The sequence below is a fragment of the Nitrospirota bacterium genome, assembly GCA_016219645.1.
Classification (GTDB): domain Bacteria; phylum Nitrospirota; class Nitrospiria; order Nitrospirales; family Nitrospiraceae; genus Palsa-1315.
In genome coordinates, this window is the sequence record JACRLR010000016.1 from 326,333 (window position 1) to 340,718 (window position 14,386).

The window sequence follows — 14,386 nt, forward strand, 5'->3', positions numbered from 1 at the left end:
TGAACATCATTCCTGCCGATCAGGAGAACACGAGTTAGCTAGCCCGCATTATTCACGAAGACTTCTACTGCAACCGCCGATACGCCGCTGTGACAAGCCTGACGGCGGGCGGGCTCGCCGCTCAGTCGGTCGACATACTGTTTCAAGTATGCCTCCCTCCCTCGCGGCTCCGCGCACCCGTCTCGCGTGGCGTCTCGGTGGTTTCGTCACGAACTCTCGTGAATAATGCGGGCTAGGTAGCGTAAACAAAATCCGCACGATAAGCTGATCCTGCCCCCAGTCCCACGTTTAGCTATACCCTAGACTCCATCCCTTCCGTTGCTATCCTAGTTGGAGAAGAAAGCCTTGCTGTTTGAACAAAGCGGCTATTTGCGAAAGGGTTGAAACGGTTTGTGAACATGCGGCGCACCAGGGCCTCCATTGCAGGAGGCCCCAGTGCCTTGATGATAGCCGGTTGCAGCGCTACTGCACGTCGACGGTGATGGTCTGAGAGGCCGCGACGAGTGCATGGTCCTTCGTGGCGCCAGTCACAGTGATCTGGTGCATCCCCTTGGCCAGGCCCTTAAACGATCCGGTAAACCCCTTCTGATACTCATTGTCCACGAACACGTGGGCATGGGCCGCTTGGGAGCCTTTGGTCAACTCGTACTTCAATTCAAAACTGTCGCCGACTTTGTCCCCATTCTTGGGAGATGTGATCATAATCTTCGACCCGTCCTCCATCGGTTTGTCCGCAGCGAAGACCGGTGCTCCGCTGAGCCCACCCACCAACGCAATGCCTAGCCCTATGATTCCGATACGTCGCATCGTCTGCATAACGACCTCCTTGCGGTTTGACCCGGTTAAAGGAACAGCGCACCTCAGCACACACTACGGGAAATCTTCTTATTTGGATTCACGTTCATTTCCAGGCCCGATCGAAGAGGCTCTGATCGGAGAGCCTCCTCGATCGCATTCGTGGATGGTGGGAAGATGGTCTACCTATCCTGCCTGTTCTGCTTCAGCAGCGACTTGCCGTCGCGCGCGTGGTTTTCCTTGGAGCCTGATTTGCGTTTGTCCTCTTTCTCGTCATCTTCGTCATCGTTTCGAGGAGGCTTGACATTGCCGCATGAGGCAGGGGCGCCGGCCATCGGAGTTCGCACGCTCGTCAACCCGTTGGCTTTGGCGACAAGAGCACAGGGTGCAACCTGGACAGTCACATAGAGTCTAAACCGGCCATGGCGCCCAGTTTCGCCAGTCGCAATTAGCGTGCCTGTATCGGCATCGAGAATCTCGACGGTGGTTCCATTGGGCGCCCGGCCTGCCACCTTGAGTTTCCCTGTCTCAGTATTCCATCTGGCTCTGCTGATATAGATCCCGCGTGCCGGTGGCATAACCTGTGTTTTGATCATGACCGTCGCGGGGGGACTGTCGACCTTCCCGTCATTGACGATCAGTTGTGCCACGTATTCTCCACCCGTATCCACGAGGAAGGATGCTCTGGCCGCTGTAGGATCGGACAACAGCGTGCTGCTTCCGGTCGGTTTACTCGTCAACGCCCATTTCCAGATCAAAGGATTCCCATCGGCATCGCGCGAGGCTGTACCGTCCAGGACGACGGTGGTCCCGATTGCGACGGTCTGATCCGTTCCGGCATTTGCCACCGGCGCAGTATTGCCGGCTCCAGCCGTGATGATCACGGTATCTGGTGCGCTATTCACCGTGCCATCGTTGACGATCAGTTGACCGATATATTGGCCTGCCACATCGGCCGTAAACCTGGGCATCGCTGTGCCGGGATTCGCCAGAGTCGCCGCACTACCGGCTGGTTTGGATGTCAACGCCCATTGATAGGTCAGGGCGTTCCGATCCGCATCGGTCGAAGCGTTACCGTCCAGGATTACTGACGCATTCACGGCCACGGTTTGATCCGGTCCTGCATTGGCGACCGGCGCGGTGTTACCTGTCGCTACAGTAATAGTGATGGTATCCGGTGTGCTGTTCATCGTCCCATCGTTGACGATGAGTTGGGCCACGTATGGGCCCGCCTTGTCGGCCACAAAGGATGGACCGACGGCTGTGGGATTCGACAGGGTTGCCGTGCTGCCTGGTGGCACCGAGGCGAATGACCAGTCGTAGGTCAAGGGATTCCGATCCGCGTCGTTCGAACCACTGCCGCTTAGCGTGACCGTCGCGCTCACCTGCACTGATTGATCCGGTCCTGCATTGGCGACCGGCGCCGTGTTCCCACCAGTCGTCGTAATGGTCACGGTGTCCTGGAGGCTCGTCACCGTCCCATCGTTGACGAGCAGTTTGATCACATATTGGCCTGCGATGCTGGCCACAAAGGTCGGCATGGCGGTGGTCGGGTTCCGCAGCTGGGCGGTGCTGCCAGGCGGCACAGACAGGAACATCCACTGGTAGGTCAGGGGATTGCCGTCCACATCGCTGGAACCGCTGCCGTTCAATGTGACCAACGCACCCACTTGCACCGTCTGGTCGGGTCCGGCATTTGCCACGGGCGCGGTATTGCCTGGCGTGGTTGTTATCGTCACCCTGGCAGGTGTGCTGCTCACCACTCCGTCGTTGACGATCAGTTGAACGATATACTGGCCGGTCCTGTCCGCGAGAAATGTCGGCCTCACTGTGGTGGGACCGGTCAAGGTCGCGCCGCTGCCGGCTGGAAGAGACACGAATGACCAGAGGTAGGTCAAGGGATTGCCATCCGCATCGCTGGAGCCACTGCCGTTGAGAGTGACGGTCGTTGCGGTCGTCACGCTCTGGTTCGGCCCGGCATTCGAGATAGGAGCGACATTGCTCACCGGGCAGATAGCCGTCAGGTTGTTGCCATTGAAGAACTGGCCGTTCTGGTTGAGATCCGATGTGGAAGGATTGTTCGAGGTGTGGCAGAGCGCGCAACTATTATCAGCAAAGGGGGTTGTCCCGTTAAAGGCCTGGCAGGCCTGGTCGGTCTGTCTGCCAAAACTGGATAGGGCGTGACTCGACTCAACCGATGTTGCCAATGACAGTCCCACTGCCAGCAAAAACCACAAGGCTTTCTTAGTACTGTTCATGGTTCTCTCCTTGGTGTAACTAGAGTTTCTTCCATCGGTAGTTCTCAGGCCTCGTGGCAGTGATGCGCATCTCACGCACATGCGAGTACGTGTGCTGTGTAATTACCGAGACGAGTTGAGTGCAGCCGACAGGTGAGGAGCCGTGAGCAAGCGGAGTGCCAGTTGGATTTTGTCTATGTTTTCAAAAGAAAGACCGAAGAGTTCTTATGTGCGAGGCCTGACAGAGTGTAAATATCGTCGGAAGGCTCCTACGGAGGTAGAACCCTACAGTGTGGAAGACGAGTCCTCATCGCGCGAACTGCGCCGTCTCCTTCTCATCCCATCTGAGGGCAAAGGCATCAGATTCGACCGACTTGATACGTCTATTGTTCTTATACGGTTTACTCGACCCACCTTCAAGCGGGCTTGAGCTCTACCGACTCAGACCGACGGATTTGGTTATCACAGACATTGTCATGCCCGAGCGCAATGGCTTGGACATACTCCTGGAACTGACATGTGAATTCCTCGATGCCAAAGTGATCTCGATCTCAGGCGCACGAGGTGGAAAAAACGACTTGGATATCGCGAAACTCGTCGTGGCACGGTGGATCTTCCAGGAGCCCTTTTGCATGCCGCAGTTGCTGGATGCTGGACGATACGAAGCGGAGTATTAGCGCCATCTTCCCTGGTTCTGGCCCAGATTCAATAGCCCTCTTCACTTTTCGTTTCTCCTCAATCTGTGTAAGGTCACGCACATGCCGTCGACAGATGTGCATGCGCTGGAGTATCTGTCTTCTCACAATCCTCCTCGGTGGTTGCCATGGCATGTCTTTGTTTGAGCAACCAACAGCAGAAGCTCCACCACCCATCATGTCATTGTGGACGCGCTATCAGCAGTGTCTCGTCACCACTGACCCCACGGAGTTGGCCCAAATCATCGACCAGTTCGAGCACGTGCTGCTCGCGGGAACTAAACCCCTGTCCTGGATGAAGGTGTTGGGAGACCACGTGCTAAGCCAACCGCTCCGTACGGTGGTCGATCCCAACGCGCTTGGCGCCGCCTGCACTCTCAGGGCTGCGGCGGTCATGGTCGAGGCCGGGCATCTGACGGAAGCACGGGCGCTATACCAGCGTGTGCTCGTTCGATATGCCCATCGCGACTGGGCCTACTACGTCGAGCAGGCTCAAGAGGCATTAGCTGGCCTGCAAGATTCTGTTCCTGCCGTCATCGCGCTCCGGTCTAGTGCTGCTCCGTCTCGCTAGTCGTTACGGCAGTCTTTGCATACATCAACGCGCAGTGCGGTCACGCTGTAAGACTCGACACACCTGCGCGACCCATGCGCACGTGTGTGAGGGGACCAATGAAGACGACAATCTACCGGACCATGCAACGCAGCCACCGCGCCGTACAGGAATTCCGTTTCCGTGTCACGTGCTGGTGGCTCTATCAGCACGTGGAGTTTCTGGAATGGCGGCTGCGGCTGGACGCGCTGAACCTAACCGCGCCATCCGACTAGCCACTAATGGCGGTCAGAAGACCATGAAGGAGGAGGCCATGCGTTGTCCAACTTGTCATTGGGCCATGGTGAGCACCAGCAGTCAGGTCATTGAGGATGAGAAAGGCACCATGACGATTACCCGATGGCGCTGCCGACCCTGCCATGAAACGGCTGAAGAGATCCGGCTGAGCCCCGGCTATCGAGGTTCCGACTCGACGCGGATTCGGTATGCAGTTGCATCTCGTCCGGCCTCACACGTCACGGTACCAAGACGTGTGGGTGCTAAGAGAGGAACGTGCACCTATGCGGGCGCCATCTGAAGTGGTGCGAGAACATTGGCCTGAGTATCTGATGGAGGCGGCTGGCCTCGGCATCTTTATGATCTCCGCGGCCGTCGTGACCTCGCTGCTCGAATATCCCTATTCGCCGCTCCATCAACTGCTGCCCGATCCGGTCATTCGACGAGTGTTAATCGGAACTGCCATGGGGCTCACGGCAATCGGGATTATCTATTCTCCATGGGGAAAACGATCCGGGGCGCATCTCAATCCTGCCGTTACAGTGACTTTCTTCCGGCTTGGAAAGATTCACGGTCTGGATGCGCTCTTCTACGTGCTCGCGCAATTCGTCGGCGGGTTGATCGGGCTGCTCGTAGCGGCAATGGCTATTGGGATGGTGATTGAACATCCGACCGTCAATTACGTCGTGACAGTACCGGGGCTCGGCGGAGCCGGCATGGCTTTCGCTGCAGAAGCGAGTATCTCATTTTGGCTCATGCTCGTCGTGCTGATCGCATCGAACCAAACAAAGCTGAACGCCTGGACCGGTGTCTTTGCGGGAGTGCTCGTCGCGGTGTACATCACGGTTGAAGCTCCGCTCTCCGGCATGAGCATGAATCCGGCGCGCAGCTTTGCCTCCGCGATACCCGCACATCTCTGGACCGACTTCTGGGTGTACCTCACCGCCCCGCTATTCGGCATGCTGCTCGCAGCTGAATGCTACGTGCGGATCTGCGGCGCCCATCGCGTCCTCTGTGCGAAGCTCTATCACCACAACATCACACGCTGTATCTTCTGTTGTAACTACATGCATTGATTCCTTCGTTCTTCCGCGCCACCAGCTCCATGTCCCGTTGACGGCCTACTCTCTCCATCCCAGCAGCTCTGCCACACTTCATGTCATTCAAGGATTGTTTGTAAGCAATGGCGCATGTACACGACCAACGGGCAGAGCGGATATCCCGCGACGCTGAGTGCAATCAGCACTGTGCGATAACCACACAATAGGAGGGTTGTCATGAGCGTGAAAGGTTCTCTCAAGCTCGGATTGTTATCAATGGTCGCTGCAGCAGGATTATTCACTGCCGCGAATGGGTTTGCGGCTGATGCCCACACTACGACGAAGTTCGAGGGGGTGAAGGCAAACACGGGCACGGCATCCCATTCTCGTCAAGGAAACACGGACATCTTGACAGTGTCGGACGATTACAAGATTCCGGATACTCCTGCACCACATTGGCAGGTGGTGGACTCCAAAGGGAACGTCTATCTCCTGAATCAGCAGAAGATTAAAGATGGCAAAACGAATCGTAAGATCGCACTGCCGTCATATATCCACGATGTCGCCAAGGTTCAGACATGGTGCTCGTTCGCCGAAGCGTTGTTGGGTGAGGCCTCGTTTCCGACCCCGATCGTTACGGCGTCTGGAGAGCGCACGCAATCAGACAGCATGGCGATGAGCCGGTAAATGGAGCCTTTTGGTTGGGACGGGGGAGGTGTGTCACACATCTCCCCCGTCCCTCCGAGCCGTTGATCCACCGACAAGAAGGAGACGGAGTGATGGCGACGAACCTCACCGTAAGTCTGACGATGGGCATGGTCTTGCTCGCTACGACGGTCCAGGCTCAGTTGATTGAGAAAACGGCTCTCACGTTGGAGGGGGCCAAGAAAGTCGCTGCTGTGGCTGAAGCCAAGGCGAAGGCTGAAGGCGTACGAGTGGTCATTGCAGTGGTCGACGAGGGCGGATCGCTGTTGCTCCTGGAGCGACTAGACGATACGCAAGTCGCCAGCGTGAATGTCGGTATCGACAAAGCAAGAACAGCGGCAATCTATCGCCGGCCCAGCAAAGTCTTCGAGGATCAAGTGAAGAACGGACGCGTTTCTGCCTTGGCCTTGCATGGAGCAGTAGCTCTGCAGGGTGGCGTGCCTATCATCGTTGATGGAAAAGTGATTGGCGCCATCGGCGTCAGTGGAGAAACACCGGGGCAGGATGAGGACATCGCGATAGCAGGAGCAGCCGTGGCTGCATCATTCACGAAACCGTAGCCGACGGCCCGCAGTAGTAACGTTTATCTGGTTGATCTGGTTTGTTTGGTTTCTCTGGTTTAAGTCAGGGAAACCCAATAAACCAGATGAACGAGACACATCGCATGAATTGTTGATCGGAACGACGACAGCTGAAGAAAGGGAGAACAGCATGAAACATATACTCGCGTTTGCAGCAGGAATCACAGTACTGGGAATGGCGGCGCTTCTACAAGCTGAATCGGTATCGGATAAGCGTGGCCTTACACTGGAGGGCGCCAAGAAAGTTATTGCAGCGACAGTGGCTGAAGCGAAACGTGTCAACGCGCCTGGAGGTTCGATTGCCATCGTCGATGACGGCGGGAATTTGCTGGCTGTGGAACGGTTGGATCAGACCTTTGCCGCTAGTGCGAACATTGCCATCGGCAAAGCGCGCACTTCAGCTCTCTTTAAGAAGCCCACGAAGGTCTTTGAAGATGCGATCAAGGGGGGACGCACCTCGATGGTCACGCTCGGAAGCGATCTTCAGAACTTCACGCCATTGCAGGGCGGCATTCCGCTTGAATGGGAGGGCAAGGTCGTGGGGGCGATTGGGGTCAGTGGGGCAGTCAGTGCTCAGCAGGATGAAGAACTCGCCATTGTCGGTGCCAAATCTCTCGATAACATGGAGATAGCCGGAATGACCAATGGACATACGCCGCTTTCTGTCACCTACATCGAAAGCGACAAAGTGTCGGCCTCATTTGCGAAGGGCGCAGTGCTGGTCGGTGAAGATGAAAATATGATGCACGCAGCCAGAAACTATATGGTGCACGCTAGCCATCGGGACAAGGCGGGCGTCGTTGAAGTCCACGAACTCGATACGGACATTGTTTACGTTCTCAAGGGCTCGGCAGAGCTGATCACCGGCGGTACGCCGGTCGGCTCCAAGACCATTGCGCCGCACGAGTTCCGCGCGCCGACGGTTACCGGTGGTGAGGCGAGAAGGCTCGTCCCGGGGGACGTGGTGATTATTCCGAACGGAGTGCCGCATTGGTTTAAGGAGGTGGAGGCGCCGTTCGATTATTACGTGGTGAAGGTAAGGTGAGGGCTGGGGAGGGTTGGCCTCCTCGCTCGCAGAGCGCGCACGATCAGAATGTGCTCGTTCGATGCGCGCGGTAGAGGCCAATCCCTTCCCAGCCTTTACAGAATCGAGGGACGGATAATCAAACGGCATGGAGAGGGAGTAGGAAGATGAAGAGATGGATGGTGCTCGCCATGATGACGACGATTGTCTCAGGGGGGAACCCGTCGTGGTCGCAGGTGACTGGAGATGCGCCGGGGGTAAGGCCAGATGCCATTGTCGATCTCAAGACCGACGAAGGCGTCGGGTTGCTCAAAGGTCAATGGCGTTACAGCAACGTAAAGATCGTCGATGTCGATCATCATAGCCCCAGCGCAGACCTCGCTCCGTCCGGTCCGCCGAATCGAACACAGGATATTGATCTCCATGCTGGCACAGTAGATTTCGATGATTCCAAATGGGAAATGCTGAAACCGGCACAGTTGGAAGAGCGGCGATCCACTGGACGCCTCTGCTTCAATTGGTATCGCATCAGTGTAACGATCCCGGAGAAGATCGGGCCGTTCGATTCAACAGGCTCAACCGTCGTCTTTGAGGTTGCCGTCGATGACTATGCCGAGGTGTGGGTCGATGGGAAGTTACCGTTGGTGTTGGGCCAGCCTGGGGGACAGTTGATTAAGGGATTCAATGCGCCGAACCGGGTGGTGCTCACCAGGAACGCTCGGCCGAATCAGAAGATTCAGCTGGCTGTGTTCGGCATCAACGGACCTCTCTCGAATCCTCCGGGCAATTTCATCTGGGTGCGCTCGGCAACACTCGACTTCTACAAGGCAACCAAGGTTGGCCCAACGCAGCTTGTGGATACCGATATTGTCAGAGTCGATCCGACCCTCGATGCGATCGTGTCATCAGATGCCAAGCTTGAAAAACTCGCTGGCGGCTTTCTGTTCACCGAAGGCCCGGTGTGGGTCCCAGCCAACACCAGCATATCGGGGTATCTCCTCTTCAGCGATCCCAACGCTAATACTATTTATCGCTGGTCGCCTGAGGGGCAGGTCTCCGTCTTTCGGACCAAGAGTGGCTATAGCGGCTTCAACGTCGGAGAGTATCACCAACCTGGCTCGAACGGGTTGACGCTGGATCCCCAAGGACGGCTCACGATCAATCAACATGGCAACCGGCGCGTCATCCGCGTCGAACCGCGCGGGAATATCACCGTGATGGCCGAGCGGTACGATGGCAAGCACCTTAACAGCCCCAACGATCTTGTATACCGCTCCGACGGCGCGCTGTTTTTCACCGATCCGCCGTTCGGTCTGCCGAAAGTCTTCGATGACCCGCGCAAGGAACTGCCCTACAGCGGTGTCTATTGCGTTAAGGACGGGCAGGTGAAACTTGTAAGTACAGATCTAGATGCTCCCAACGGACTCGCCTTTTCCCCGGGCGAAGAGTTTCTGTATGTGAACAATTGGAACGACAAGAAAAAGGTTATCCTGCGCTATGACGTAAAGTCGGATTGCACACTCACAAACGGCAGGCTGTTCTTCGACATGACCAATGTGCCGGGTGACGATGCGTTGGATGGATTGAAAGTCGATCAACAGGGCAATGTGTATTCGACCGGACCGGGCGGGCTTTGGATCATCTCGCCGGCGGGCAAGCAGCTCGGACTCATCAAAGGGCCGGAAGACCCCCACAACATGGCCTGGGGCGACGACGACGCCAAGACGTTGTATATCACGGCATCGACTGGGATCTATCGGATGAGGATGAACATTGCTGGAGTCAGGCCATGAGCGATTTCACAGCTGACTCTTGGCCAACCTGGACCTATGACTGCACCGGGGCTTCACGACAACGAGAAATCCTCTGTGCCAGAGCACGCGTCATCGTTCGATGGCTGCTCCGCCGGGGAGCCACCATGGATAAGCATGGTCCCACGACAGAAGAACGACGGCGTCAACGGTAGCGCCAGAGGCGATCCTCTGCTATGATCTTGGCCAAGAATGTTCCACGACTTGTCGTAGCACTGTGAAAGGCTTACTCGCCCGCATCACTCTTCCCTGCCGCGACGTGACACGGCTCGCGTCCGAATCCATGGACCGGTCACTCCCGCTCTCGACCAGAATTCAACTACAACTCCATTACTGGATATGCCAAGCGTGCACGCAATACCGGCGGCAACTGTTGGTCCTCCGGAAGGCCACGCGGCTTGCAGCATCCGAGACTCACGCACAAACCGACGCCCAGCTTTCCGCTGCTGCGAAAGCCAGGCTCAAAGAAGCCCTTCGAGCCAGGCGCGACTAGCACCACCGCTCGATCGGACTCTTCAGGGGCTGGCAGCAATCATCTTGTTATGCCACGAACCGGCGTGCGGTTGTTCGCCTGAATTGTCGGTCGTTGCGATCGCGTCACTGTATCCGCCTAATCTTCCTTTTCTGCGGCACCCTTTCCCTTGGTTTGTAAGGTCTCAGTCTGTGGACCGACTCCCTCCTGTACGAGGGAGGGGGCATGTTCACTCACTACGACGTGATCATCATCGGCACTGGACCAGGTGGCGGCACGCTGGCCTACAAGCTGGCGCCGTCGGGAAAGAAGATTCTTCTCTTAGAGCGTGGCGGCTATTTGCCGCGCGAGAAGGACAACTGGAGTTCCAAGACTGTCTTTATCGACAACAAGTACAAGGCCAAGGAGACCTGGTACGACAAGGATGGCGGCACGTTTCACCCAGGCATTCATTACAACGTCGGGGGAAACAGCAAAGTCTATGGGGCTGCCCTGCTGCGCATGCGCCAGGAAGATTTCGGCGAGGTGAAGCATCACGGCGGCATCTCTCCGGAATGGCCCATCCGCTACGACGACCTCGAATCTTATTACACGCAGGCCGAACATCTGTACTACGTGCACGGCAACCGTGGAGAAGATCCGACCGAACCGAAGGCCAGCGCGCCCTACAAGTATCCAGCCCTTACGCACGAACCTCGCATCCAGGAACTCCACAACGACTGGCAGAGGTGCGGCTACAAGCCCTTTCACCTGCCGGTCGGCGTGATGCTGAACGAGGAACAACAAGAAAAGAGCGCCTGCATCCGCTGCAATACGTGCGACGGTTTTCCCTGTTTGGTCAATGCCAAGGCCGACTCGCAAGTGGTCTGTGTCGATCCGGCGTTGCGGTATCCCAATGTGTCATTGGTCACTGGTGCACTGGTCACTCGGTTAGAGACGAGCGCAGCGGGGCGAGAGGTTACCGCTGTTGATGTTGAACGAAACGGACAACAGGAAACCTACACAGCCGGCATCGTGGTCGTCTCAGCCGGCGCGATTAACTCGTCGGCGTTGTTGCTGAAGTCCGCGAGCGAGAAACATCCGAATGGCCTGGCAAATTCCTCCGGCATGGTTGGTCGTCACTACATGTGCCATAACAACTCGGCGATGCTCGCGATTTCCAAGCGGCCGAATCCGACGGTGTTTCAGAAGACCATCGGCTTGAATGATTTCTATTTTCCCTCGGCCGAGTGGGACTATCCGATGGGCCACATTTCGATGATCGGTAAGTCGGACTTGGATACGCTTCGGGCCGGCGCGCCGGCCTTTGCCCCCGATAAGGCTCTCGATGCGATGGCGAAACATTCGCTCGACTTCTGGATGACCTCGGAAGATCTGCCTGATCCAAACAATCGCGTGCTCGTCGGGAAAGACGGCACGATCACGCTGGCCTATACAGAGAACAATCTGGAAGCGCATCAACGTCTCGCTGCCAAGCTCAAGAGCATGCTCAATCATATCGGCTGTGAAGACCGTTTGCTGCCGACGCATCTCTATCTCGGCAAGAAGATCCCGATCGCTGGGACCGCTCACCAGTGCGGGACTGTGCGGTTCGGACACGATCCGAAGGTGTCTGTTCTGGATGTGAACTGCAAAGCACACGATCTGGATAATCTCTATGTCGTCGATGCGAGTTTCTTTGTGTCGAGTTCAGCGGTGAATCCCTCGCTCACGATTATTGCCAACGCATTGAGGGTGGGAGACCATCTTCTGGAAAGGCTGCATGCATGATTCCTCGAATGGATGAAGTGGATCATAGAGGGTCCTGCCAGGTGGTCCCTGGGCGGAAGCATGTCGTGATCCTGGGCGGAGGCTTCGGCGGCGTGTATGCCGCGATCGAGTTCGAGAAAACACTGGCTCGGGACTCGAACGTATGCATCACACTCGTGAACCGCGAGAACTTCTTTCTCTTTACCCCGATGCTGCACGAAGTCGCCTCCGGCGACCTGGACATGACCAACATCGTCAACCCGATTCGCAAGCTCCTGCGCCGTGTGGAGTTCTTCCACGGGGAGGTGCAATCGATCAATTTGGCGCAGCGGCAGATCAGCCTGATCCATGGGGAGACGCACCATGGGCATATCATGCCTTACGATCATCTGGTACTGGCCTTTGGATCGGTCACGAACTTCTACGGTTTGCCCGGCCTGGCTGAACGGGCCCTCACGATGAAGACACTCGGCGATGCCATTTATCTTCGCAATCGCATGATTGCCCATCTGGAAGAAGCCAACTTTGAATGCGCGGCTCCGGAACGAAAGCTGCTCTTGACCTTCGTGGTCGCGGGCGGCGGATTTGCCGGAGTGGAAACGATTGCCGGAATGAACGATTTTCTCCGGGAGGCGCTCCCGTTCTATCCGCATCTCCGGCCCGACATGCTGCGCCTGGTGCTCGTGCATTCCGGCCCGGAGATTCTTCCCGAACTCGGCGAGCAATTAGGACGGTATGCCCACGAGAAGTTGTCGGAGCGCGGAGTCGAAATCAGGACCAACGTCAAAGTCGTCGAGATGTCGGATGACAATGTCCGCTTGAGCGACGGAACCGACCTGACGACAAACACGCTGGTCTGGACGGCTGGGACCGCGCCCAACCCGTTACTCGCCACGCTGCCTTGCAAGACGAAAGGGGGGCGTTTGCTCGTGAACGATTCCCTTGAAGTGCCGGACTGGCCTGGTGTGTGGGCGTTGGGCGACTGTGCCTTGATTCCGGATCAGCTAACAGGCGGGTTTCATCCACCGACAGGACAACATGCGATGCGTGAAGCTGCGGTAGCAGCCCGCAATGTCACGGCGGCCTTTCGCGGGACGGCGAAGCAACCATTTCGATTCAAGACTATCGGCCTGCTTGCGGCCATTGGGCGACGCACAGGCGTCGCCAGAATTTTTGGCATCAATTTCTCCGGAGTCATCGCCTGGTCCTTGTGGCGGGTGGTCTATCTCGGTAAGTTGCCGCGCATTGAAAAGAAAGTTCGCGTGCTGCTCGACTGGCTGCTGGATGTGATTTTCTCGAAAGACCTCGTCCAATTCCAGACCGTCCGTGGTCATGCCCCAATCTCGGATCCTGTCGCTCAACCGGTTGTGGGGCTGACCGCAGAGCCGGTGACCTCCAGCCAGGGGTAGGCTATGCTGCTCAGGAACCGGCTCATCAGAACCTCTCTGATCCTTGCGGTGCTGCTGTTCCTGCCGACGATGCAGGCTCTGGCGGGAGAGAGCCGCACGGCATCGGCGACCGCTGTGAGATCGATCGGCTTTACCGTATCGGAGATGGTTCGGTCCATCTCGTTCTATTCCGATGTGCTGACGTTCAAGATTATCAGCGATGTGGAAGTGGATGGACCGGAATACGACCAGCTCTGGGGCATTTTTGGTGTACGGGCGCGACTGGTCAAGCTGCAGCTGGGCGAGCAGCAGCTTGAGCTGATCCAGTTCCTGGCGCCGCCGGATGTGCAGCCGATTCCTGTGCCGTCCTACAGCAACGATCTCTGGTTCCAACACGTCGCCATCGTCGTGCGCGATATGGATGCGGCCTGGGCACAACTGCGGAAACATCACGTCCGGCAGATTTCGCCTCGGCCACAGACGATTCCCATGTCGAATCCAGCCGCTGCCGGCATCAAGGCGATCAAGTTCCGCGATCCGGATGGGCACAACCTTGAATTGCTCTGGTTTCCGGAAGGGAAAGGCAACCCGATCTGGAAGAAGCCCGGCGCGAGCCTTTTCATGGGCATTGATCATACGGCCATAACGGTGCGCAGCACGGAGAACAGCACTAAGTTCTACCGTGATCTGCTCGGGCTGACTGTTGCAGGCGGTACGCTGAACATGGGGATGGAGCAGCAATACCTTGATAGCCTACCTGGCGCGAGGGCCCGTGTGACTGGCCTGACTCCAAAGATGTCTCCGCCCGGCGTGGAGCTCCTGGAATATGAACTGCCGACTGCGGGAAGGCCGTTCCCGGTTGACTCACGTCCGACCGATCTCTGGCATTGGCAGACGACGCTGATTGTTTCTGATGTGGAGGCCGCCGCTGCAGCTTTGAGGGAAGCAGCGCACTTCGTCTCATCGACAGTTGTCACGTTTCCTGACAAATCGCTGGGCTTCACCAAGGGATTCCAGGTGCGTGATCCGGATGGACACGCTCTACAAATCGTATCGCCATGAG

At 57.0% G+C, this 14,386-nt stretch carries 16 protein-coding genes; 14 read left to right on the forward strand and 2 right to left on the reverse strand.

Annotation, left to right across the window (positions count from 1 at the left end):
- Positions 1-462: 462 nt before the first annotated feature.
- Entirely contained in the window at positions 463-816 is a 354-nt protein-coding gene (locus tag HZB34_05920; protein MBI5315490.1) for a hypothetical protein, read from the reverse strand.
- Positions 817-977: 161 nt separating this feature from the next.
- Entirely contained in the window at positions 978-3,053 is a 2,076-nt protein-coding gene (locus HZB34_05925; GenBank protein MBI5315491.1) for a hypothetical protein, read from the reverse strand.
- Between the two features lie 455 nt (positions 3,054-3,508).
- Between HZB34_05925 and HZB34_05930 the strand changes: the two genes are divergently transcribed.
- From HZB34_05930 to HZB34_05995, 14 genes are all read left to right on the forward strand, one after another.
- Positions 3,509-3,709, forward strand: coding sequence for a hypothetical protein (locus HZB34_05930; protein MBI5315492.1), 201 nt, complete (start codon positions 3,509-3,511; stop codon positions 3,707-3,709).
- Between the two features lie 196 nt (positions 3,710-3,905).
- On the forward strand, positions 3,906-4,298 hold the full coding sequence (locus tag HZB34_05935; protein MBI5315493.1) for a hypothetical protein: 393 nt from the start codon (positions 3,906-3,908) through the stop codon (positions 4,296-4,298).
- Positions 4,299-4,396: 98 nt separating this feature from the next.
- Positions 4,397-4,552 carry a hypothetical protein gene (locus HZB34_05940; protein ID MBI5315494.1) on the forward strand — a complete coding sequence of 52 codons (156 nt, stop codon included), beginning with the start codon at positions 4,397-4,399 and terminating at the stop codon, positions 4,550-4,552.
- A gap of 38 nt (positions 4,553-4,590) precedes the next feature.
- The gene (locus tag HZB34_05945) at positions 4,591-4,854 is read left to right on the forward strand and encodes a hypothetical protein (GenBank protein MBI5315495.1); all 264 of its coding nucleotides are present in this window, start codon (positions 4,591-4,593) and stop codon (positions 4,852-4,854) included.
- A 31-nt stretch (positions 4,855-4,885) separates the two neighbouring features.
- Complete coding sequence (locus HZB34_05950) at positions 4,886-5,629, forward strand: aquaporin (protein ID MBI5315496.1); 744 nt, start codon at positions 4,886-4,888, stop codon at positions 5,627-5,629.
- 201 nt (positions 5,630-5,830) lie between these two features.
- Positions 5,831-6,280: a hypothetical protein gene (locus tag HZB34_05955; GenBank protein ID MBI5315497.1), complete on the forward strand. Its 450-nt coding sequence runs from the start codon at positions 5,831-5,833 to the stop codon at positions 6,278-6,280.
- A gap of 128 nt (positions 6,281-6,408) precedes the next feature.
- A complete protein-coding gene (locus HZB34_05960; GenBank protein MBI5315498.1) occupies positions 6,409-6,858 on the forward strand; it encodes a heme-binding protein in 450 nt (149 codons plus the stop codon).
- Between the two features lie 151 nt (positions 6,859-7,009).
- On the forward strand, positions 7,010-7,924 hold the full coding sequence (locus HZB34_05965; protein MBI5315499.1) for a heme-binding protein: 915 nt from the start codon (positions 7,010-7,012) through the stop codon (positions 7,922-7,924).
- Positions 7,925-8,364: 440 nt separating this feature from the next.
- Positions 8,365-9,696 (forward strand): SMP-30/gluconolactonase/LRE family protein, encoded by a 1,332-nt coding sequence (locus tag HZB34_05970; GenBank protein MBI5315500.1) that lies wholly within the window; start codon positions 8,365-8,367, stop codon positions 9,694-9,696.
- Positions 9,693-9,869: a hypothetical protein gene (locus HZB34_05975; protein ID MBI5315501.1), complete on the forward strand. Its 177-nt coding sequence runs from the start codon at positions 9,693-9,695 to the stop codon at positions 9,867-9,869. Before HZB34_05970 ends, HZB34_05975 begins: the two co-directional genes overlap by 4 nt.
- A 62-nt stretch (positions 9,870-9,931) precedes the next feature.
- Positions 9,932-10,207: a zf-HC2 domain-containing protein gene (locus tag HZB34_05980; protein ID MBI5315502.1), complete on the forward strand. Its 276-nt coding sequence runs from the start codon at positions 9,932-9,934 to the stop codon at positions 10,205-10,207.
- A gap of 204 nt (positions 10,208-10,411) precedes the next feature.
- Complete coding sequence (locus tag HZB34_05985; protein ID MBI5315503.1) at positions 10,412-11,956, forward strand: GMC family oxidoreductase; 1,545 nt, start codon at positions 10,412-10,414, stop codon at positions 11,954-11,956.
- Complete coding sequence (locus HZB34_05990; GenBank protein MBI5315504.1) at positions 11,953-13,344, forward strand: NAD(P)/FAD-dependent oxidoreductase; 1,392 nt, start codon at positions 11,953-11,955, stop codon at positions 13,342-13,344. Before HZB34_05985 ends, HZB34_05990 begins: the two co-directional genes overlap by 4 nt.
- A 3-nt stretch (positions 13,345-13,347) precedes the next feature.
- Entirely contained in the window at positions 13,348-14,385 is a 1,038-nt protein-coding gene (locus HZB34_05995) for a VOC family protein (protein MBI5315505.1), read from the forward strand.
- The last annotated feature ends 1 nt before the right edge of the window (position 14,386 follow it).

Coding starts and splice junctions, on each gene's coding strand:
- HZB34_05920 (MBI5315490.1), bottom strand. CDS start 816: ATGCAGACGATGCGACGTATCGGAATCATAGGGCTAGGCATTGCGTTG.
- HZB34_05925 (MBI5315491.1), bottom strand. CDS start 3,053: ATGAACAGTACTAAGAAAGCCTTGTGGTTTTTGCTGGCAGTGGGACTG.
- HZB34_05930 (MBI5315492.1), top strand. CDS start 3,509: ATGCCCGAGCGCAATGGCTTGGACATACTCCTGGAACTGACATGTGAA.
- HZB34_05935 (MBI5315493.1), top strand. CDS start 3,906: ATGTCATTGTGGACGCGCTATCAGCAGTGTCTCGTCACCACTGACCCC.
- HZB34_05940 (MBI5315494.1), top strand. CDS start 4,397: ATGAAGACGACAATCTACCGGACCATGCAACGCAGCCACCGCGCCGTA.
- HZB34_05945 (MBI5315495.1), top strand. CDS start 4,591: ATGCGTTGTCCAACTTGTCATTGGGCCATGGTGAGCACCAGCAGTCAG.
- HZB34_05950 (MBI5315496.1), top strand. CDS start 4,886: ATGGAGGCGGCTGGCCTCGGCATCTTTATGATCTCCGCGGCCGTCGTG.
- HZB34_05955 (MBI5315497.1), top strand. CDS start 5,831: ATGAGCGTGAAAGGTTCTCTCAAGCTCGGATTGTTATCAATGGTCGCT.
- HZB34_05960 (MBI5315498.1), top strand. CDS start 6,409: ATGGTCTTGCTCGCTACGACGGTCCAGGCTCAGTTGATTGAGAAAACG.
- HZB34_05965 (MBI5315499.1), top strand. CDS start 7,010: ATGAAACATATACTCGCGTTTGCAGCAGGAATCACAGTACTGGGAATG.
- HZB34_05970 (MBI5315500.1), top strand. CDS start 8,365: ATGCTGAAACCGGCACAGTTGGAAGAGCGGCGATCCACTGGACGCCTC.
- HZB34_05975 (MBI5315501.1), top strand. CDS start 9,693: ATGAGCGATTTCACAGCTGACTCTTGGCCAACCTGGACCTATGACTGC.
- HZB34_05985 (MBI5315503.1), top strand. CDS start 10,412: ATGTTCACTCACTACGACGTGATCATCATCGGCACTGGACCAGGTGGC.
- HZB34_05990 (MBI5315504.1), top strand. CDS start 11,953: ATGATTCCTCGAATGGATGAAGTGGATCATAGAGGGTCCTGCCAGGTG.
- HZB34_05995 (MBI5315505.1), top strand. CDS start 13,348: ATGCTGCTCAGGAACCGGCTCATCAGAACCTCTCTGATCCTTGCGGTG.